19 protein-coding genes are annotated in these 22587 nt (G+C 36.0%); 5 read left to right on the top strand and 14 right to left on the bottom strand.

Annotated elements, in window-relative coordinates; translation table 11 throughout:
• Complete coding sequence (locus tag M4I44_RS14035) at positions 1-675, bottom strand: response regulator transcription factor (RefSeq protein ID WP_017497070.1); 675 nt, start codon at positions 673-675, stop codon at positions 1-3.
• 159 nt (positions 676-834) lie between these two features.
• A complete protein-coding gene (aspA, locus tag M4I44_RS14030) occupies positions 835-2244 on the bottom strand; it encodes an aspartate ammonia-lyase (RefSeq protein ID WP_249965068.1) in 1410 nt (469 codons plus the stop codon).
• A gap of 335 nt (positions 2245-2579) precedes the next feature.
• Here aspA and M4I44_RS14025 point away from each other — a divergent pair, with 335 nt between their 5' ends.
• Complete coding sequence (locus tag M4I44_RS14025; protein WP_249965067.1) at positions 2580-3158, top strand: pentapeptide repeat-containing protein; 579 nt, start codon at positions 2580-2582, stop codon at positions 3156-3158.
• 210 nt (positions 3159-3368) lie between these two features.
• Here the strand turns inward: M4I44_RS14025 and M4I44_RS14020 are convergent, their stop codons facing one another.
• From M4I44_RS14020 to glyA, 4 genes are all read right to left on the bottom strand, one after another.
• On the bottom strand, positions 3369-3866 hold the full coding sequence (locus M4I44_RS14020) for a GNAT family N-acetyltransferase (RefSeq protein ID WP_249965066.1): 498 nt from the start codon (positions 3864-3866) through the stop codon (positions 3369-3371).
• Between the two features lie 22 nt (positions 3867-3888).
• Positions 3889-4929: a GMP reductase gene (locus tag M4I44_RS14015; RefSeq protein WP_017497074.1), complete on the bottom strand. Its 1041-nt coding sequence runs from the start codon at positions 4927-4929 to the stop codon at positions 3889-3891.
• Between the two features lie 163 nt (positions 4930-5092).
• The gene (locus M4I44_RS14010; RefSeq protein ID WP_017497075.1) at positions 5093-5686 is read right to left on the bottom strand and encodes a tRNA-(ms[2]io[6]A)-hydroxylase; all 594 of its coding nucleotides are present in this window, start codon (positions 5684-5686) and stop codon (positions 5093-5095) included.
• Between the two features lie 227 nt (positions 5687-5913).
• Complete coding sequence (gene glyA / locus M4I44_RS14005; RefSeq protein ID WP_249965065.1) at positions 5914-7188, bottom strand: serine hydroxymethyltransferase; 1275 nt, start codon at positions 7186-7188, stop codon at positions 5914-5916.
• A gap of 108 nt (positions 7189-7296) precedes the next feature.
• Here glyA and fahA point away from each other — a divergent pair, with 108 nt between their 5' ends.
• On the top strand, positions 7297-8580 hold the full coding sequence (gene fahA, locus M4I44_RS14000; protein ID WP_089077966.1) for a fumarylacetoacetase: 1284 nt from the start codon (positions 7297-7299) through the stop codon (positions 8578-8580).
• 171 nt (positions 8581-8751) lie between these two features.
• Here the strand turns inward: fahA and M4I44_RS13995 are convergent, their stop codons facing one another.
• On the bottom strand, positions 8752-9792 hold the full coding sequence (locus M4I44_RS13995; protein WP_249965064.1) for an agmatine/peptidylarginine deiminase: 1041 nt from the start codon (positions 9790-9792) through the stop codon (positions 8752-8754).
• Between the two features lie 229 nt (positions 9793-10021).
• On the opposite strand from M4I44_RS13995, the gene M4I44_RS13990 reads away from it, so the two are divergent.
• Positions 10022-11542 (top strand): choice-of-anchor I family protein, encoded by a 1521-nt coding sequence (locus M4I44_RS13990; protein WP_249965063.1) that lies wholly within the window; start codon positions 10022-10024, stop codon positions 11540-11542.
• Positions 11543-11760: 218 nt separating this feature from the next.
• Positions 11761-13029 (top strand): OmpA family protein, encoded by a 1269-nt coding sequence (locus M4I44_RS13985; RefSeq protein ID WP_249965062.1) that lies wholly within the window; start codon positions 11761-11763, stop codon positions 13027-13029.
• Between the two features lie 350 nt (positions 13030-13379).
• Here the strand turns inward: M4I44_RS13985 and M4I44_RS13980 are convergent, their stop codons facing one another.
• The 7 genes from M4I44_RS13980 to clpB form a co-directional block, all read right to left on the bottom strand.
• Positions 13380-14270 (bottom strand): carbon-nitrogen hydrolase, encoded by an 891-nt coding sequence (locus tag M4I44_RS13980; protein WP_249965061.1) that lies wholly within the window; start codon positions 14268-14270, stop codon positions 13380-13382.
• A gap of 170 nt (positions 14271-14440) precedes the next feature.
• A complete protein-coding gene (locus tag M4I44_RS13975) occupies positions 14441-14854 on the bottom strand; it encodes a hypothetical protein (RefSeq protein WP_017497082.1) in 414 nt (137 codons plus the stop codon).
• A 332-nt stretch (positions 14855-15186) separates the two neighbouring features.
• Positions 15187-16074, bottom strand: a complete 888-nt coding sequence (locus M4I44_RS13970) for a DUF808 domain-containing protein (RefSeq protein WP_249965060.1) — start codon at positions 16072-16074, stop codon at positions 15187-15189.
• A 439-nt stretch (positions 16075-16513) separates the two neighbouring features.
• The gene (locus M4I44_RS13965) at positions 16514-17548 is read right to left on the bottom strand and encodes a hypothetical protein (protein WP_249965059.1); all 1035 of its coding nucleotides are present in this window, start codon (positions 17546-17548) and stop codon (positions 16514-16516) included.
• 102 nt (positions 17549-17650) lie between these two features.
• Positions 17651-18688, bottom strand: coding sequence for a hypothetical protein (locus M4I44_RS13960; protein ID WP_249965058.1), 1038 nt, complete (start codon positions 18686-18688; stop codon positions 17651-17653).
• A gap of 22 nt (positions 18689-18710) precedes the next feature.
• On the bottom strand, positions 18711-19019 hold the full coding sequence (locus M4I44_RS13955; RefSeq protein WP_249965057.1) for a T9SS type A sorting domain-containing protein: 309 nt from the start codon (positions 19017-19019) through the stop codon (positions 18711-18713).
• A gap of 334 nt (positions 19020-19353) precedes the next feature.
• Positions 19354-21957, bottom strand: coding sequence for an ATP-dependent chaperone ClpB (gene clpB / locus M4I44_RS13950; protein ID WP_070908504.1), 2604 nt, complete (start codon positions 21955-21957; stop codon positions 19354-19356).
• A 207-nt stretch (positions 21958-22164) separates the two neighbouring features.
• Between clpB and ytxJ the strand changes: the two genes are divergently transcribed.
• Positions 22165-22554 (top strand): bacillithiol system redox-active protein YtxJ, encoded by a 390-nt coding sequence (gene ytxJ / locus M4I44_RS13945; RefSeq protein WP_249965056.1) that lies wholly within the window; start codon positions 22165-22167, stop codon positions 22552-22554.
• Positions 22555-22587: the final 33 nt, after the last annotated feature.

Genomic DNA, 22587 nt, shown 5'->3' with positions numbered 1-22587 from the left:
TTATGGCTGTATCACATAACCCAGACCTTTCATGGTATGGATGAGTTTGGTTTCAAAAGGTTTATCGATTTTTTTTCTTAGATAAGTAATGTACACATCGACAACATTGGTATTCATATCAAAATTAATATCCCAGACGTTATCTAAAATCTGATCGCGGGAAACGATGCGACCGCTATTTTTAGCCAGATAGTACAACAGTTTAAACTCTTTTGCGGTCAGGATAATCGATTCGCCTTCTCTCTTTACTGTCTTAGCCCGACCGTTTATTTCTAAGTCGCCAATGGTTATGGTATCTACTTTTTCGGTATCCTGATGAGCTCTGCGATGCAGTGCATTGACTCTGGCGTCAAGTTCTCCAAACTTAAAAGGTTTTACCAGATAATCATCGGCTCCTGCATTAAGTCCGGTCACTATATTTTCTGACGTTCCAAGAGCGGTTAACAGTAACACCGGAACAAAATTCTTACTGGCGCGAAGTCTTCTGCAAATCTCAATTCCGTTAATATCAGGAAGCATTACATCTAAAACGACAACATCAAAATTATAATTGTGAATCATCTCCAGAGCAGTTCTGCCATCCAGAGCCACACTAACTTCATTATTGTTTTCGGCAAATCCTTTCCGCAAAATGGACAATAGATTTGGTTCGTCTTCGACTATAAGTAATTTCATCTTAGTTCAGGTATGAATAGCAAAAATAGGGATTGGCATTAAAAATATAAATCACACTCGTTATAAATTATGATTTAATTATGAACAATAGACCCGTTTTCATAAAAAAAGCCGACACTAAAAATAATGTCGGCTTTCTGTAAATAGAGAGAGTCTCTCCTATTTTGTAATGAATTTTGGGTTGATCAAATTATCCAATGAATAAATTTCGTCCCATTTTTCCTGAGTGATTAATTTTCTTTCGATCACGGCAATCTGATGTACACTTTTGTTTAATTTCAAAGCTTCACCTGCAATACTCGCACTTTCTTCATATCCTAAAATTGGATTTAGCTGAGTCACGATTCCAATACTATTCATGACCATATTGTAACAGTGATCTTCATTTGCAGTGATTCCAATGATACATTTATCAATTAAAGTCTGAATTGCATTTGAAAGATAATCCAATGAAGTAAACATAGCGAAAGCAATTACCGGCTCCATCACGTTCAATTGCAATTGTCCCGCTTCGGCTGCCATAGTTACAGTCAAATCCTGTCCGATTACATAGAAACAAGTCTGATTTACCACTTCCGGAATTACCGGGTTTACTTTCCCTGGCATGATAGAAGATCCCGGCTGACGTGCAGGCAGATTGATTTCGTTGAATCCTGTTCTTGGTCCTGAACTCAACAATCTTAAATCGTTACAGATTTTAGAAATTTTAACGGCAGTTCTTTTCAATGTTCCCATGATTTGAACATAAGCACCGGTATCTACCGTAGCTTCAATTAAATCAGGAGAAAGGGTTAACGGAATTCCAACTTCTTTTGCTAAGTAGTTTACACAAATTTCAGGGTATCCTTCTGGTGCGTTTACTCTTGTTCCGATAGCTGTTGCTCCCATATTGATCTCCAACACCAAACTCTGAGCGTCTCTTAATCTTCTAACATCTTCTCCAATAGTGGTAGCGTAAGAGTTAAACTCCTGTCCTAAAGTCATAGGAACAGCATCCTGCAATTGTGTTCTTCCCATTTTCAGAACACTTTTGAACTCTTCTCCTTTTGCAGCAAATGCTATTTCAAGGCCTTCTAAAGTTTTAATAAAACTTTCTATTTTCAGATAAAGTGCAATTCTAAAAGCTGACGGATAGGCGTCATTAGTAGACTGAGAACAGTTTACGTGGTTGTTTGGGTGTAAGAAGTTATAATCTCCTTTTTTATGTCCTAAATATTCTAAACCAATATTAGCGATTACTTCGTTAGCGTTCATGTTTACCGAAGTTCCGGCTCCACCCTGAATTAAATCGCTTACAAATTCCTGATCAAATTTACCGGCAATTACCTGATCACTTCCATAACAAATTGCTTCGGCTATTTTAGCGTCTAATGCGCCACAATCTTTGTTGGCCAAAGCTGCCGCTTTTTTTACATAACCTAATGCTTTGATGAATAAAGGTTCTTTTGAAATAGGAATTCCTGTGATATTAAAATTCTCTACTGCTCTGAAGGTTTGGATACCATAATATAGATGATTTGGAATGTCTAATTCCCCTAAAAAATCATGCTCTTTTCTTGTTGATCCCATATAATTTGAATTATTACGTTTTAACTTTAAAAAACAGTGTAAATCTACATCAAATTACCCTCATAGGAAAATATTTCAAATCAAATACTGCTAAGATTTTCTTAAATTTTACCTCTAAAATTAAGTACTTAACATTTTAAGGGTCAAAAAATATCAAATTCACAAAAAACACCTCCGAACAGAGCTCCTTAACTGCATCAGGCAAAAGGTCTTAACCTTCTTTTCTATTCCATCCGAAAGTCACCGCAGGAATCGAAAATTATCTTTATTTATCGTCTGCTAGTACTCGTATAATTAGTATCTTTTCGGTCTGAAAATTATCTTTAAAAATCACCTTGAAAAAAGAATCTCAATATTTCCTTGATAAAGAATACGATACCATTATTTATGGTAAAGAGGATGTCAATTTTAAAGATTTTGAGTGTTGTGTTTTTAACAATTGTAATTTTTCTGCCTGCACCTTTTTAGCCGTTACTTTTATCGATTGTGTTTTTAATGACTGTATTTTTAGTGAAGCAAAGATTAATTATGTTGCCTTTCGAACCGCCACTTTTAATCGCTGCGAAATTAAAGACGTTAATTTTGCCATGTGCGACAAGCTGATCTTTGAAATTCATTTTTACGATTGTATTTTAGATTTTTCGAAATTTTACACTTTGAAGATTAAGGGAACTACTTTTACGAATTGCAGTTTAATTGCTGTAGATTTTATGGCTACCGACCTCACCAGCGTCCTGTTTGAGAATTGCGATTTGTACCGCTCTGAATTTGACAAAGCCATCGCCAATAAAGCCGATTTTAAAACGAGTTACAATTACACCATTGATCCCTCAAAAACTAAACTCAAAAAAGCAGTTTTTGCTTTGAATGAAGTAAAAGGATTGTTATTCAAGCATGATGTGATTGTGGGTTAAAGTCATAAAAAAGCCAGTATAAAAACTGGCTCGTTATTTACTGTATTTCAACACATAGATCCATAGCTTTTTTAGCTGAAAATAGACGTTTCACTTTTAATAAAACACAGAACGCTATGAAAAAAGAATATCTTTCTCTAATACCCACTTTTCACAGTTTACATTTCACATAAAACATCTCACTTCCGAAAAGACATCTATAGTTTTATTCTAGAACTTCTTCTCCATTACATAATCTTCCATCAAGTAACCGTTTCCAATATCAAGATCGGATTCTCCAACAATTTCAAAACCTATCTTTTTATAAAAACCCAGAGCGGTATTAAATCGGTTCACATTTAGAGATAATGCCTGAGAATTGTGTACTGTCCCAAGCTTTTCAATTTCTTCAATCACTTTTTTACCAATTCCTTTGCCCTGAGTTTCCGGCAAAAGGTAAATTTTATGAATTTTGGTTACTGCTTTTTCTTTATAATTGTGTTCAATTCCGATAAACCCTATATTGGTCATATCATCCTCAATCATATAAAACAACTGCTCTTTTTTATCTAACTGATCGGCCAAAGCTTCTTCAGAGTAAAAAAGATCCAACATATAATCTAATTGTTCTTTGGTTAAGATTTCACCGTATGTAATCGGCCATGTTATATGTACTATTTTTTGAATTTGTTTAATATCGCTAACTGTAGCTTCTGAAATTGCAATCATATTCTATTTTAAAATGCTTTTATTACTTTGTAAAAACTTGATTTTCCTGTTCACTTACCCTAATAAAGGTAGTTCTTTTGGTAAGTTCCTTTAGACGTGAAGCCCCTACATAGGTACAAGTACTTCGCAAACCTCCCAATATATCTAATATTGTATTTATGACCTCACCTTTAAAAGGCACCTGCACTGTTTTACCTTCACTTGCCCGGTACTCAGCCACTCCTCCAACATGTTTCTCCATAGCTGTTTTAGAACTCATTCCGTAAAACTGCTTGAATTTCTGTCCTTTTTTTTCAATCACTTCGCCGCCACTTTCCGTATGTCCTGCCAACATTCCGCCTAACATTACAAAATCTGATCCTGCACCAAATGCTTTTGCCACATCTCCCGGTGTCTTACAGCCGCCATCACTAATAATATGTCCGCCCAAACCGTGAGCAGCGTCGGCACATTCAATAATAGCCGAAAGCTGCGGATATCCTACACCTGTTTTTACACGGGTAGTACAAACAGAACCGCCGCCAATTCCTACTTTTACTATATCAGCACCGGCTAACAGCAGTTCTTCGACCATTTCTCCCGTAACTACATTTCCGGCAATTATAACTTTGTCTGGATATTGTTTGCGGGTTTGTTTCAAAAACTGCACAAAATGTTCTGAGTAACCATTTGCAACATCGATACAAATAAATTTAAGTAATGGATTCTCTGTAATAATCCGGCTTATTTTTTCAAAATCATCTGTTCCTGTTCCCGTACTGATCGCAATATGATCATAAAAATCAGTTGTCTTATCTTTTAAAAATACCTTCCATTCTTGTGGAGAATAGTGTTTATGAATGGCTGTAAAGAGTTTTTCTTTCGCTAGAACTCTGGCCATTTCAAAAGTTCCTACCGTATCCATATTCGCCGCCATAATCGGAACTCCGGACCAGCAAGAAGTACTGTGCAAAAACTTAAAATCTTGTTTTAAAGAAACTTCAGATCTGCTTTTTAGCGTTGATCTCTTTGGACGAATCATTACATCTTTAAATCCCAGTTTCAAATCAGTTTCTATTCTCATAGGTTTCCGTTTTTGTGGCACTCAAATATAGTAAATTACAGATTGTGAATTATGAAATTTTAGATGTAAAATGTTAGATGTGAACTGTTAAATGTGAAATATTGGACGTGAACTGAATCCTAAATACTGTCCAACGAAAACTGTAAACTGTAAACTAAAATCGTTACCCGTGAATAGTTTCTCCTTTTCCGTAATTGGTAATAATTGATTCTTCGAAAGCCAGCCACTCTCTCCAACGTTTTTCTACGTCAATTCCAACGCCGTACTTTCGGGCATAGGTAATAAAAGTAGTATAATGTCCTGCTTCACTTTCCATTAACTCTCTGTAAAAAACAGCCAGTTCTTCGTCCTGAATATTTTCAGAAAGCACCTTGAAACGCTCACAGCTTCTGGCCTCGATCATCGCAGAAAAAAGCAATCTTTCTACCAGTCCGGAAACACGGCTTCCGTCTCCACTTTTCTTCATGTACTGATACAGTTCGTTTACGTAATCGTCTTTACGCTCACGTCCAAGCTTCAATCCTCTTTTAATGATAATATTATGAACCTGCTCAAAATGGTCGATTTCTTCTTTGGCTAAAGCCAATAAATCCTGCACTAAATCCTGATGCTCAGAATTGTTAGTGATAATTGTAATCGCATTTGTTGCTGCTTTCTGCTCGCACCACGCATGATCCGTCAGGATTTCTTCAATATTTTTCTCTACGATATTCACCCATCTTGGGTCTGTTGGCAGTTGTAATCTTAGTACGCCCATTTTTTTGTTTTATTTGTTTCAGGTTTCTTTTGTTTCAAGTTTCAAGTTCCTTTTGTTTCAAGTTTGAGGTTGCTTCCACAACTTACAAGGTTTAACGTTCTATATTTTCCGTGGTAAAAAACATGAAACATGAAACTTAATTACTCCCAGAACTAAAAAAAGTTTAAAGTTCTATACTTTCTACAGTACAAAACTTTAAACTTGAAACTTTTAAGCTTGAAACTTTATTAGTATACGAAAATTGGTCTTTCGCTCATCATTTCATTTACTTCATCTGCTACTTCTTCGATAACTGCTTCGTTTGTATGATCTGTAAGTACTTTGTCGATTAAAGTAACAATCTTTTCCATATCTTCTTCTACTAAACCACGAGTAGTGATTGCAGCTGTTCCAATACGGATTCCTGAAGTTACAAATGGTGATTTATCATCAAATGGAACCATATTTTTATTTACTGTAATTTCTGCTTTTACTAATGCATTTTCAGCTTCTTTTCCAGAAATACCTTTATTTCTTAAGTCGATCAGCATCATATGATTATCTGTTCCGCCAGAAATAATGTTGTATCCTCTTTTTACGAAAGCATCAGCCATAGCGTTTGCATTTTTCTGCAATTGCATAGCATAAGTAAAGAAATCATCTTTAAGTGCTTCACCAAAAGCTACTGCTTTAGCTGCGATAATATGCATTAAAGGTCCGCCTTGATTTCCAGGGAAAACAGCAAGATCTAATAAAGAAGACATCATTCTGATTTCTCCTTTTGGAGTTTTTAAACCTTGTGGGTTTTCGAAATCTTTCCCCATCAAAATCAAACCTCCACGTGGTCCGCGTAATGTTTTATGAGTAGTTGTAGAAACAATATGACAATGTGGAATCGGGTCATTCATCAATCCTTTAGCAATAAGACCTGCAGGATGAGAAATATCAGCAAACAAGATAGCTCCTACGCTGTCTGCAATTTGTCTGAAACGTGCAAAATCCATATCACGTGAATAAGCCGAAGCTCCTGCAATGATTAATTTTGGCTGTTCTTTAGTGGCAATTTCCTGAATTTTATCATAGTCTAAACGACCCGTTTCAGCATCTACACCATAAAAAACAGGACGATACAAACGACCTGAGAAGTTTACAGGAGAACCGTGTGTTAAGTGACCTCCGTGAGATAAGTCGAAACCTAAAATAGTATCTCCAGGATTTAAACATGCATGGTAAACTGATGTATTAGCCTGAGATCCAGAGTGTGGCTGAACGTTTGCATATTCAGCTCCAAATAATTCTTTGGCTCTGTCAATGGCAATTTGCTCAATTACGTCTACTACTTCGCATCCTCCGTAGTATCTTTTGCCAGGGTAACCCTCGGCATATTTGTTAGTTAAAACAGAACCAGCTGCTTTCATTACCTCATCACTTACAAAATTTTCTGAAGCGATAAGTTCTAATCCGTGAATTTGTCTGTCCTTTTCTTCTAGTATAAGGTCAAAAATTTGTTCGTCGCGTTGCATTTTTTCGTTTTTCGTTAATTTCCTGCAAAAATACAAAAAAACGTTTGTCAAACTGTTAGATTATGATATATTTGACATAGAATTTTTCAACAAATAATTAACATTCACATGCCAATAACCGCTAACGATACTAAGAGAAAATCATGGTTAGAAGTACCAGAAAATAGTGATTTCCCTATTCAAAATATTCCATTCGGTATCTTTCTTACCAAAGAAAATGTTGTTACTGTAGGAACAAGAATTGGCGATTACGCTATAGACTTAGGGGCTCTACAACAATTAAACTACTTTGCAGGAATAGATCTGACTGATGATATGTTCATGCAGGACACTCTTAATGATTTCATATCTTATGGAAAAATAACCTGGAGACTAGTCCGTAACCGAATCGCTGATATTTTCGACGAGACCAATCCACAATTAAGAGATTCAAAAAAAGACCGCGATATTGTTATTTTCAATATTGATGATGTCGAAATGCAATTACCGGTTTTAATTGGTGATTATACGGATTTCTATTCCAGTAAAGAACACGCAACGAACGTTGGAAAAATGTTCCGTGATCCTGAAAACGCTTTATTTCCTAACTGGTTGCACATACCAATAGGTTACCACGGAAGAAGTTCTACCATTGTTCCGTCAGGAATTCCGGTACACCGTCCAATGGGACAGACTTTACCTGCCGGTCATGATACTCCGGTATTTGGTGCTTCTCGTTTAGTAGACTTTGAATTAGAAACTGCTTTCATCACTACAGATGTAAATGTAATGGGTGAAAACATTTCAACTTATGAAGCAGAGGACTATATCTTCGGAATGGTTTTATTAAACGACTGGAGTGCCCGTGATATCCAAAGATGGGAATATGTACCACTTGGGCCATTTTTAGCTAAAAACTTTGCTTCTTCAATTTCTCCGTGGATTATTACAATGGATGCCTTGGAACCTTTTAGAACTAAAGGTCCTAAACAAGATCCTACCCCACTTCCGTATTTACAGACAAAAGGAAAGAAAGCGTATGATATTCATTTAGAAGTTTCCTTAAAGCCTGAAGATCAAGAAGAAACTCTACTTTCAAGATCTAACTTTAAATACATGTACTGGTCTATGGCACAGCAGTTAACACATCATACCTCTAACGGATGTCGTGTAAACTCCGGTGACATGATGGGTTCAGGAACTATTTCAGGACCAACTCCTGACAGCTTGGGTTCTATGCTGGAATTAACATGGGGAGGAAAAAACCCTATAACCTTAAACGGTGGTGGCGAGCGTAAGTTTATCGAAGATGGCGATACCGTAATCATCAGAGGTTACTGCGAAAGTAATGAAGTACGTATTGGTTTTGGAGAAGTTTCAAGCCAATTGTTACCTCCTTTTGTGAGACAATGAAGAGATCCTGCCATATCGGAAGATATATAAGCAAAAAACCTTGTTAGTCAGCTAACAAGGTTTTTTTTATTCTTTTTGCCACAGATTAAAGGATTAAAAACTGATTTTTATAATCTGCAAGAATCCTCTAATATGTGGCAAAAAAATTCGATACCCTTCGAAATCTAAAAATTAAGCCGGAATCTGTTGACTCAAACAGTGTAATGTTCCAAAGCCCCAGATAAAATCAATACAGCTGATACCGATTACTTCTCTGTCAGGAAAACATTCAGCAAGTATATTCAAAGCTACACGATCATTGCTGTCGTTAAAAGTAGGAACCAGAACACAATTATTTAAAATTAGGAAATTCGCATAGCTGGCCGGTAATCTTAACGTATCAAAATCAACACGTTTTGGCATTGGCAATGCTACGATAGTCGGTGATTTTCCGTCTTCCAATTTTGCATTTTGCAAACGTTTCAAATTGTCCTGCAATGGTTTATAATTAGAATCGTTTTTATCCGTTTCTACAATCGTTACAATGGTATCTTCGTTTACAAATCGGCATAAATCGTCGATATGTCCGTGTGTATCATCTCCTTCTATTCCGTCACCCAGCCATATTACATTGGTAACTCCTAAGTATTCCTTAAAAACAGCCTCATAATCTTCTTTGGTAAAACCTGCATTTCTAACCTGAATGGTCGGATGCATCAAACATTCTTCAGAAGTCAATAAGGTTCCTTTTCCGTTTACATCAATTGCACCGCCTTCTACAATTACAGGCTTCCCCTTATACATTACCTGTATAAGCGGAACATCAATAAAATCGGCTATTTTAGCAGGAACAAATTTATCCAGCTGGTAGTTTTTGTACTTCGCCCAACCGTTGAAATTAAAATTCAAAGCTTCTCTTTTTGAACCATTTTGTACAATAATTGGTCCCGAATCACGCATCCAGCTTCTATTGGTTTTGTGAACAATAAAGGAAACATTCGCCAGATTCACACGTCCCATTTCCAGCATTCCACTTACTTTTTCTTTTAGTTTTTCATCGGCTACAACCAAAAAAACAGTTTCAAAAGTGGCTACTTTTTTAATAAATTCTACAAAAGCCCATTGAACAGCTTCGTATTTTCCCGGCCAGTCGTTTCCATTATGCGGAAAGCACAATACAATTCCTTGTTGTTTCTCCCATTCCGCCGGAAATCTTCTATTATTTGTTGACATAAAATGATTCTAAATTTGAAAGTGCACAAAGATAATGAGATAATGTGATAATTAGATAATGTGATAATTAGATAATTGGACAATCAGATAATTGAACAATCTAACAATTTAATAATTAACAAATTAACCAATTATCTAATTGACAGATTAAATTAAAGATTAAATAATAAAGCCTTAATATAAGACCATAATCTGCTAATTACATTTGGCAAAACTAAAAAACACAAAAATGAAAAATGTAAGCCTTTCATTATTAGCTGCTTTATTTGTTATGGCAAGCTGTAATAATGATGAAACCTCAAAAAATCAGGAATCTGAAGTTGTGATTAACGAAAATCCGGGATCTTTCAAAGAAATCGGTTCTATTACCATTGGCGGAGAAGGAGCCGCTGAAATTTCAGCCTATGATGAAAAAACAAAAAGACTTTTTACAGTAAATAATAGTGGAACGAATCAAATTGATGTCATTGATATTTCCGATCCTACAAAACCCATTAAAATTGGTAAAATCGATCTAACTCCCTACGAAGGTGCTTCCAATAGTGTTGCGGTTTACGATGGAAAACTGGCTGTTGCTTTAGAATCAACCCTTAACAAACAAGGAAATGGAAAAGTGGTTATTTTTAATACCAGCGATTACAGCTTAATCAAACAAGTTACTGTTGGCGCATTACCGGATATGATTACGTTTTCACCGGATGGAAAATTCATCATGACAGCTAACGAAGGAGAACCTAACACCGATTATACGCAGGATCCAAACGGAAGCATTTCTATTATTGAAACAGCTACCTATGCTGTTACAACTTTAGATTTCAGTTCTTTTAGTGGTCAGGCCGAAGCTTTGAAAAAAGAAGGATTTAGAATTTCAAAATTTGCCAAGAGTTTTGCTCAGGACATAGAACCTGAATACATCACCATATCTGATGATTCTAAAACGGCCTGGGTTACTTTACAGGAAAACAATGGTGTTGCCAAAGTAGATTTAACGTCTAAAACCATCACAGCTCTTTATCCTCTGGGCTTTAAAAATTTCAATACCGCCGAAAATGCCATTGATGTAAGTGATAAAGACGATAAAATTGCTTTTAATCCCTGGAAAGTAAAAGGAATGTACATGCCGGATGCCATTAGTCATTTTTCAGCTAACAATACTCCTTATTTTGTTACAGCCAACGAAGGTGATGCCAGAGAATATGCTGCCTACGCAGATATTAAAAGAATGAAAGACATGAAGCTGGATGCCACTGCTTTTCCTGATGCTGCTGCCTTAAAACTGGAAACTAATTTAGGAAGACTAAACCTTATTGCCGATATGGGAGATGCTGACGGCGACGGTGATTTGGATGAGTTGGTCGCTTTTGGAGCCCGCTCCTTCTCTATCTGGAATGGGAATACCGGAAAAATCGTTTATGACAGTAAAAATGATGTTGACAAAAAAACGAATGAGCTCGGAACTTACGATGACAAACGCAGTGATGACAAAGGTTCTGAGCCGGAAGCAGTCGTTGCCGTTAAAATGGGAGCTCAGAATATTTTATTTGTAGGTTTAGAAAGATCTGATGCTTTTATGACTTATGATGTAACAAATCCTGCTTCACCACAATATTTACAAACCGTAAAAACCGGTGATGCTCCGGAAGGAATACTCTTCATTCCGGCTTCTAAAAGTCCAACCAAAAGAAGTTTGTTAGTCGTTAGCAGTGAAGGAGATGGAACTGTAAAAATATACCAGCCAGATTTAAAATAACCTTCACATTTACAATTTCAAAAAGGGGCTAAAAATTAAATTTAGCCCCTTTTTTTGACCAAATATTTTGATTTCATTAACATATTTGCATAATTAAAACCCAAAAGATGGGAATTATGTAAGACCAAATAGAACACTATCTAAATTTCGTACTCTAAATTTGTCCTGAGTTTAAAAGTTAAGGCTCAAAAATAATATTAAATAAAAATTTGGATATCATGAAAAAGAAATTAGCTTCAGTATCACTTTTACTACTATCAATCGCTGCCAGTGCACAAAACACGACAACGACATCGGCCCAGTCTTCAATTGACAAACCTGCTTACAATAAATGGTCTATAGAATTAAACGGAGGTTTAAACAAACCTATGAGAGCAATGACACCTGGCTATTCAACGGAATCACTTAGTGCATTTCATGCCGATTTAGGTGCAAGATATATGTTTAATCCTAAATTTGGTTTGAAACTGGATGTTGGATATGATCAATTTCAGGAACGTAAAGACACTCCGGAATTTGACAGCAAGTATTACAGAGCAAGTTTACAAGGAGTTGTTAACCTTGGAAGAGCTTTAAACTTTGAAACCTGGACAAATACTTTTGGTTTATTGGCACATGGAGGTTTTGGTGTTTCTCAATTAAGCAGCGATAAAGGTTTTGACGGTAAAGATTATATGGCTCACGGAATTATGGGATTAACCGGACAAGTGAGATTAAGCAACAGAGTTGCTTTAACCGGAGATCTTACCGGAATTGTTAACGGAAGACAAAACCACAACTTCGACGGAAAAGGAGTTCCTGCTACCGGTTCATTAGATGGTGTACTGTTAAATGCATCTGTTGGTTTGACGTTTTACTTAGGTAAAAACACAAAACATGCTGACTGGTATTCTGAAGACAATGAAAGACTGAATAAATTAGAAGACCGAGTGAATACAATTGAAACTAATCTTATTGATACCGATAAAGATGGTGTAGCTGATTTGTATGATTTAGAGCCAAATACAATTTCAGGAGTGGCTGTTAATACTAAAGGACAATCTATTGACACCAATCAAAATGGAGTTCCGGACGAATTAGAAAGCTATTTAGATAAAACTTATGCTAAAAAAGGAAGCGAAGCAGCTCCAACAAACAAAACGGTTGAAGAATTAATTAACGGAGGGTATGTAAATGTATACTTTGATTTCAATTCTTCTAAACCAACCAATACTTCTCTATCTGGTGTTGATTTCTTAGTGAAATATCTGAAAAACAATCCTGGTAAATCTGCTGATATCATTGGTTATGCTGACGAAATTGGAAACTCAAGCTACAATACTGAATTATCAAGAAAAAGAGCTGAAGCAGTTAAAAAGATTGCAACAAATGCAGGAATCGATGCTTCAAGGCTGAATGTAATTGCTAATGGTGAAGATACTTCTGTGAACAAAAATTCAAAAGAAGCGCGTCAAATCGTAAGAAGAGTTACTTTCCAGGTGAAGTAAACAATTCTAAGCTAGTATAAAAAGAGGCTGTTTAATTTTAAACAGCCTCTTTTGCATATAAATACTTAAGATTGGAATTAAAGTCCAAAAAGCGGTTTTAACATCTTACTTCAACGCGGATAAAACGGATTCGCTATCACGAAAACGCGGATAAAAACAGGTCTTAAAAATGGCAAACTCATTTTAAAGAGAAAAAAATCTGTGTCTATCCGTGTTTTTACGAAGTAAATCCGTTTTATCCGCGTCGAATTAAAGCTAAAATTTAAAACAATATTGTCTCTGCTAAAAAAAGAGGCTGTTTAAAATTAAACAGCCTCTACTTCTTTGCCTTTATATAAAGGTATTTTCACTTATTGATCAATTGCTCTTTTTGTAATATCGCCAAAAGCATCAATTCTTCTGTCTCTGAAAAATGGCCAGTTCTGACGTACATTTTCCTGTAGATCCAAATCAACTTCAGCAATTAGAATTTCTTCCTGATCATGAGAAGCCTGAGCTAAAATCTCCCCCTGAGGTCCCGCGATAAACGAAGCTCCCCAAAACTGAATTCCTTCTGTTCCTTCAATATATTTTTCTAATCCGATACGGTTTGCAGCGGCAACAAAAACACCATTCGCAACAGCATGACCTTTCATTACGTTCATCCATGCACCATATTGATTTACTCCATACTCTTCTTTTTCTTTTGGATGCCATCCAATTGCTGTTGGGTAAAATAAAACCTCAGCTCCTTTTAAAGCAGTAATACGTGCTGCTTCCGGATACCATTGATCCCAGCAAATAAGTGTTCCGATTTTTCCTTTTTTAGTCTCAATAGCCTGAAAACCTAAATCACCCGGTGTGAAATAGAATTTTTCATAGAAATGCGGATCGTCCGGAATATGCATTTTACGGTATAACCCTGCTTCTGTTCCATCTGTATCAATAATGTAGGCACTATTATGATAAATTCCTGCCATTCTTTTCTCAAAGAAAGGAACAATAATTACCACTCCTAATTCCTTTGCCAAGGCACTAAAAGCAATAAATGAAGTGCTGTAAAGCGGTTCGGCCAATGCAAAATTATCTACATCTTCGCTTTGGCAAAAATAATGACTGCTGTACAATTCTGGAAGCAAGATTACTTCAGCTCCCTTAGTAGCTGCGTCTCTTACCCAGCTGATACATTTTTTAAGATTATTCTCGGCAACATCATTCAGATTTAACTGAATAACGGCTATTTTATACTTTCTTTTCGGCATGACATAAAATTTAGAGTGCAAAAATAGTATTTTTTGAAAGAATGACAAAGAACACCTATCTTCCAGTTCTTATAAAAAAGAAAACCATCTTACAAATACCTCCTTCTATTAAAGAATCAAATATTTGCAAAATGGTTTCGTTACCTAAGATTTATCCGGTAAGAACTTAATTATTCAATAACCACTTTTGTCGTGATAAACTCGGTTTCTGATTTTTTGAATTTGATTTCAAATGTTCCTTTTGTTGCAGACTTAAATTTATAAACTGTCTTTTTAGGATCCGGTACCTGCATCGTACAAGGTCCGGTTGGATATTTAGCTTCCACTTGCAACCCTTTTACTCCTCCAATGGTCACTTCGCTAATTTTACTGAATTCTCCACAAGCGTTATCGACAATAAAAGTAACATCATAGCTTAGTTCTTCATTAACCTTCCCGGTTGCAGGACCTTTGACTTCGGTCACTAAAGCAGCTTTAGTAATTGATTCAGGAATGCTTGGTGCGTCATTATCGTTACTGCATGAAACTAATCCAATAGCTAAAAATAATACTACAAAAACTGATTTTAATTTAAACCTTTTCATATAAAATAATAATTAATTGTTAATTACTATGAAGATGCCGTTGGATGGCAATGGTTGCTTTTCAAATTTGTTAATTCTTTCTACAAAACCAATAAACCACTAAAAATCAAATCTTTATTTTACCAAAATACTTTAAAAAAAATCCCCGTTTCTTATGAAAAACCAAAATTTATCACCTAGCCCCGATAGAAACGGCATCCTTTTTCCTGCTTCTTTAGCAGGGAAAAGATAGAGTGAATAGCGGGACAACGGTTCTTTTAAAAATGAGTTACAGTGCTTCAAAAAAAAACACCAGCCTTTCGACTGGTGTTTGTTGTATTTATGTGTTTCTTTTAAGCAGCTTCTTTTTTACCGAATATCTTTTTAAACAGATTTATTACAGCCAATACTACAAAACCTAACACTAAACCTGTGACAAATTCTTTTATGATAGAAGGGACATTAATTTCTTCCATTAGATGATGTAAAAACGGAATATAGTGTACAAAGATTCCTCCTGCTACTAAAATCAAAGCTATTGTACCAATCACGGTTAAACTTTTAATGACCAAAGGCAATGCTTTTACTAGTATATTTCCGATAAATTTCGATATGCTTTTCTCTTTTTTACTGAATTTAATAAGCTTATACCCTGCTTCATCCATTCTGACAATAAGTGCCACGATACCATAAACACCAACAGTTGCAACTAAGGCAATTATTGACGTTACTATGATTTGCTGACTAAGGGGCTGACCCATTACGGTCCCTAAAGCAATAATTACGATTTCGACAGATAAGATAAAATCGGTTACGATCGCCGATTTTATTTTTCCTTTTTCAGCTTCTAAAATTTCTTCTTCTGTAAACGTTTCATCTGTGATTCCCTCAGATTCTTCATGTTTATGTGGAAATATAAATTCGTAGATTTTCTCTGCTCCTTCGTATGCCAAAAATAAACCTCCAAGTACCAGAATTATAATGATCGCTACCGGCAAAAAAGCACTTAACACAAAAGCAATCGGTAAAATAATCACTTTATTCAATAAGGAACCTTTAGTGATTGCCCATAATACCGGAAGCTCTCTCGAGGATGCAAACCCTGAAGCTTTCTCAGCATTTACGGCCAAATCATCACCCAAAATACCTGCTGTTTTTTTTGCTGCAACTTTACTCATTACTGCAACATCATCCATGATTGCTGCGATATCGTCTAATAGTACGAAAAAACCTGATGCCATTATACTTCTTTTGTTTTAGAAAAATCACTTAATTAACTGGTTTTAAATACACCAAATTAATACGTGATCCTGGTTGTTTATTGCTGCGAATCTAAGACTTTTTTGTTGATTTTTCTAGCCAAAAATTAACTACATTGTCCTAAAAGCACCCAAATAATAATAAACACGAAAATAGTTCCAAAACAGCCTCCACCTAATTTTTTCGCACCGTAACCCGCTATTAATCCTCTAAAAATATTGTTCATTGTATTTCGATTAAGATTATTCCTCTTTTGATTTGATTTTCAAACCACTACCGTAAAGTTCTATACTTTATTCGTAATTATTTTATACTACTTTAAGAAAAGATTACATTATTTATGAATCGGAATTCTTAAATAAAACAAAATGCCAGCCTTTCGGCTGGCATTTTTATAAATACTATGATTAAATAGTAAACTTAATCTGTTGTAACACTTGAACCTCTGCCAATTAAAGTAGCTTTATCTACAACACCTTGTCCCGTAGGAGGAGCCGATGGTTTTTGATTTTCTAATCTAACTCCCTTAAAAGAAGAGAGATTTAAAAACCTGCTTAAGATCAGATTAATCTGAGAACTTGGAAGTGCATTACTTGTAAAATCAAGAGTTGTATCCTTATCTGCGATTGTAGACAAAGAAGGCAATTCAATAGAAGTAAGAAGTATGTTATTGTGAAAATATAAGCCTTTACTTGTCGTTAATACAGGAAACGCAATAAACGTTAAAGATGGATTATTCAGAATACCAGTATCGTATCCCTGTATTATTTTCAATGCAGGAAATATAATCGATCCTAATTTATTGTTATTATCTACATCTAAATCATTGTAAACCTCCAGAAGATTGCTCAAATTTACATTAGTCAACTTTGAATTATTCTGAATCTTTAAGGTTACCAGTTTTTTCACGGCACTCAAATCTATACTTGTCAAATTTGTTGTGCTTGTAACATAAATATTCTCGGTATAAGGCCCGAACTCAGCATCTATTTGCGCCACAGCCTGCGCATCTGTAATATCGCCAGTAATTATTATACTTGGTTTTCCTTTGTTCTGACTGCTTCCTGCATATAAAGCATAAGGCACACTTAACAACTGGCTTGTGCCACTGATAGTATAGTTTGTTCCTCCTGTCGGATCGATTTCGGTCTTGATAAAGTGTGATCCGGAGCCCCAATTTATTCCTGAAAAAGTTCCTGTAGTTGGTGTTCCGCCTCCTATTTCTATAGTGGCTAATCCATTACTGTTTGTCGTTGTCGTTTGTGTTTCTACATAAGAAGCCGTACCGCTTGCTGAACCTGCCAGTATACTCGTTTTGATGCTCACTAATGTACCTGCAACCAATGTACCGTCAGTTTTACGAATGACTGATTGGTAGCTCATTTTTTGCGGAGCCTGCGCAAATAAAAAAGTAAAAGAGCTCAATAATAGTAATACAAGAGTAATTTTTTTCATATATTTTTTCTGTTGTTAGAGGATTTTCCTTATTATTTTTTTATCTTTTTACTGTCTTGCCATGCCATGCTATATGCTGACAAAAAAGGATTAATCCTAAATTTAATCGGTTGAAATACTATTATTTGTTTTTATAGTTGCTTTATCGATAATCCCTTGTCCGGTAGGTGGAGCTGGCGGGGTCTGACCTGACAAATCAATAAACTTTCCACTTGCAGGGGAAACATTTAGCAGTTTACTTAAAAGTGAATTGATGTGATAACTTGGAAGTGCATTTCTACTCACTTGAAAACTGTACTGAGTACTATAAAATGCAGAAAAAACCGGTAAATCAATATAAGAAAGAAACGGATTAGCACTGATGTAAATCGTTTTAGTTTTAGCCAATAAAGGAAAAGAAACAGATTGTAATGCCGAATTACCTGAAAAATAAATTTCAGAAGCGAGTACTGTTTTTAAAACAGGAAATGAAATGGAGGCCAATTTTGCATTGCCTTCTACATATAATACATTATAAACTTCCGCAAGGTTGCCCAAAGTTACATTAACTAAACTTGAGTTACTTTTTATACTTAACTCCACCAGCCTTTTTGCAGCACTTAAGTCTAAAGTTGTCAAATTTGTGGTATTCATAATATAAATATTTTCTGTCTCAGGTCCGAACTCAGCAGCCATTTGCGCTGCCGCTTGTGCATCTGTAATGTCACCAGCTATTATTACACTTGTCTTACCTTTGCTTTGACTGTTTCCAGCGTACAAGGCATATGGCACACTTAACAACTGACTTGTACCGCTAATGGTGTAATTACTACCTCCTGTTGGATCAATCTCGGTTTTGATAAAGTGTGATCCGGAGCCCCAGTTTATTCCTGAAAAAGTTCCTGTAGTTGGTGTTCCGCCTCCTATTTCTATAGTGGCTAATCCATTACTGTTTGTTGTGGTGGTTTGGGTTTCTACATAAGAAGCTGTACCAGTTGTTGAGCCAGCCAGAATACTTGTTTTAATACTCACTAAAGTACCGGCAACCAAAGTACCGTCGGTTTTACGAATAACCGATTGATAGCTCATTTTTTGCGGAGCCTGCGCAAATAAAAAGGTAAAAGAACTTAATAATAGTAATGCAAGAGTAATTTTTTTCATATCTTTTTCTGCTGTTAGAAAGTTATTTTTTTATGATTTTAAACGTTTTTATGGCTTTACCACTGTTACTTACTGTCAGAAAATAAATACCGCTATTTAGCCCTTGCATAGGTACACTGGTATCAGGGCTTGTTACTTCTACTTTTTTGGATACGATTTTTCCGTTAGTGTCAAATAATTGGCATGATAAATTATTCCATTCGTTTGTAGAAACAGTCAAACTAAGTACATCAACAGCAGGGTTAGGATAAGCAGTCATTGCAAGAGTAATACCTTTAAATTCATCATTTCCAAGGCTGATTATTTCATAAGCCTGTTGAACACCTTGCAAAACAAAGCCATTAGCTCCTCCAGGTAAACTTGTGTAGGCAATCTGTCCTACTGAGTAACTCGAGCTACCCCCATTCCCGGTAGCATTCCCACCTGAAACTACTACACTCTCTTGTGAATAGCCATTGGTAATAAATGAAAAAACCGTAATAAATAAAATTAAAAAAGTGCGTAGATTTTTTTCATATAATTGATTTACTGATTAGTTATTCAAATATAGAATAATTATTATACAGAATATTATTACCAAGAAAAGATTGTGTAAAAAAAACACCAGCATTTCTGCCGGTGTCTTTTTGAATATATTAAAGATGTACTACACCTCCTTTTTTCAATTATTCTTCCTTATGTGTTTGATTTCTGAAAACCAATTGCCCGTCAAAAGCGTCTAATAGGATGATGCTGTCTGTCGTAATCTTTCCTGCCAGAATTTCTTTTGACAGCTGGTTCAATACTTCTCTCTGAACTACTCGTTTTACAGGTCTCGCACCAAACTGAGGATCATAGCCTTTATCTGACAAATAAGCGATTGCCTCTGGTGTTGCGTCCATTGTAATACCTTGCAGAGCCAGCATTTTTGTAACACTCTTAAGCTGTAAACCTACAATTTTAGAAATATTATCTACAGTTAAAGGTGTAAACATCACAATCTCGTCGATACGGTTGATAAATTCAGGACGGACGGTTTGTTTCAGTAATCCTAAAACTTCAACCTTTGCAGATTCAGTAGCCGATTCAACACTTCCTTTTAAATTTTCAAACTTATCCTGTATGATCTGACTTCCCATGTTAGAAGTCATAATGATAATCGTGTTTTTAAAATCAGCCAGACGTCCTTTATTATCCGTCAAACGACCTTCGTCTAAAACCTGAAGCAGGATGTTAAACGTGTCCGGATGCGCTTTTTCAATCTCATCTAACAGAATAACAGAATATGGTTTTCTACGAACCGCTTCAGTCAGCTGGCCACCTTCATCATAACCCACATACCCTGGAGGCGCACCAACTAATCGGCTCACGCTATGACGTTCCTGATACTCACTCATATCGATACGGGTCATGGCATTTTCGTCATCAAAAAGATATTCTGCCAAAGCTTTAGCCAGCTCCGTTTTACCCACTCCCGTAGTTCCTAAAAACAAGAACGTTCCAACGGGTTTTTTCATATCCTGCAAACCGGCACGGCTTCTGCGTACAGCATCACTCACCGCTTCAATTGCCTCTTCCTGACCTACCACACGTTTGTGCAATTCGTCTTCCAAATGCAATAGTTTTTCTCTTTCGGTCTGAAGCATTTTCATCACCGGAATTCCGGTCCATTTTGCAACCACTTCAGCAATATCTTCACGGGTTACTTCTTCTTTAATCAAAGAGTTACCGGATTGAAACTCCAGCAATTGTTTTTGCAACACCTCCTGACGTTCCTGCGCTTCTTTTATCTTACCATAACGAATTTCGGCTACTTTTCCATAATCTCCATCACGTTCCGCACGTTCCGCTTCGTATTTAAACCCCTCTATTTCGAGTTTTACCGCCTGAATTCCGTCTACAATATCTTTTTCTGATTTCCATCTTGCATAGATCTCATTGCGTTCTTCTTTTAAGTTCGCAAGATCCATACCCAGGATTTTCAGTTTGCTTTCTTCTTTTTCGCGCTTAATGGCTTCAATTTCAATCTCCAGCTGCATGATTTTACGATCCAATACATCCAGCTCTTCCGGTTTTGAATTGATTTCCATGCGCAGTTTCGAAGCGGCTTCATCCATCAAATCGATAGCTTTGTCCGGTAAAAAACGATTAGTAATGTAGCGTTGTGACAATTCTACCGCAGCAATAATGGCCTCATCTTTAATCTGAACTTTATGGTGCGTTTCATACTTCTCTTTGATTCCACGTAAGATCGAAATCGCACTTTCTGTGTCCGGTTCATCGATTAAGATTTTTTGGAAACGACGTTCCAGGGCTTTATCTTTTTCAAAATACTTTTGATACTCATCCAAAGTTGTTGCTCCGATTGCTCTTAACTCACCACGAGCCAAAGCCGGTTTCAAAATATTAGCCGCATCCATCGCGCCTTCTCCTCCACCTGCCCCTACAAGCGTGTGAATTTCATCAATGAATAAAACAATATCTCCTTCAGCAGAAGTAACTTCTTTTACTACTGCTTTTAAACGTTCTTCAAATTCACCTTTGAACTTTGCACCGGCAATCAATGCTCCCATATCCAAGGAGAAAACGATTTTATCTTTTAAGTTTTCCGGCACGTCACCATCTACAATTCGGTGTGCCAGTCCCTCAGCGATAGCTGTTTTACCGACTCCCGGTTCTCCGATTAACATTGGGTTGTTTTTGGTTCTTCGTGTTAAAATCTGTAGTACGCGACGGATCTCTTCATCACGTCCGATTACAGGATCAAGTTTTCCGGTACGAGCCAGTTCGTTTAAATTTTTAGCGTATTTATTTAATGAATTATACGTTTCTTCAGCTGAAGCCGATGTTACTCGTTCTCCTTTTCGAAGTTCTTCAATGGCAGCTTTAAGTCCTTTACCAGTAACGCCCTGATCTTTTAAAATCTGTGAAACTTTGCTTTTAGAATCAAAAATAGCCAAAATTAAATGTTCGATAGAAACGTATTCATCGTTCATTTTTTGGGCAATAATTTCTGCTTCATTCAGTGCTTTGTTTGCGTCTCTGGAAAGTAATATATCTCCTCCCGAAACTTTTGGAAAGCTTGCAATAGTGCTGTCTAATATTTGTAAAAACAACGGTACGTTTACGTTTAGTTTTTTCAAAATAAACGGAGCAACATTTTCATCTACTTCAAAAATAGCTTTAAAAATGTGTTCATTTTCAATCTGTTGTTGTCCGTTGCGTTGCGCCAGTTGCTGTGACAGCTGTATGGCTTCCTGCGACTTTATTGTAAATTTATTTATATTCATATGTATACGATTTAGGATTGATTATTAGTGTATAGTTCGAGATCTTTAAAATTACAATTTATTGGATTAAATTTTTAACTTTAAATATTCTAACTTTGCTATCAGAACGTTCAAATTATATTCCATACTAAAAATACAGACAAAATGGCGTTTTTAATTGATTTTCAATCTATTTAAAATGTCAAAAAGTCACAAAACAAGTCAAATATGAGTTTTTTAAATTCAATCTTCGGGAATTCGGAGTCAGCAGATACCCCAAAAAGTAATGTAAATTGGACCCCATTAACCGATGTTGCCCAATTAATGGAAATCGAAGCGATATCTAACGAAAAACCGGTAGTCATTTTTAAACACAGTACAAGATGCAGTATTAGCCGTATGGCTTTGAAGCAATTCGAACGTGAATATGCTTTAGAAGATACTGTAGGCGCTTATTTTTTGGATTTAATAGCGTATCGTGATGTATCGAACGAAATTGCATCACGATTCAATGTTTACCATGAATCTCCACAATTAATCCTGATCAGAAACGGAAAGGCAGTTTATGATGTTTCTCACAGCGATATTGATGCAGAAGCATTGAAAAGTAAAATATAGAATTTTTCTTGTGAGATGTGAAATGTGAGATGT

Origin of the sequence: Flavobacterium sp. B183, from assembly GCF_023539155.1 — a bacterium.
Classification (GTDB): Bacteria; Bacteroidota; Bacteroidia; order Flavobacteriales; family Flavobacteriaceae; genus Flavobacterium; species Flavobacterium tructae.
This window is presented reverse-complemented; position numbering and strand designations above follow the sequence as displayed.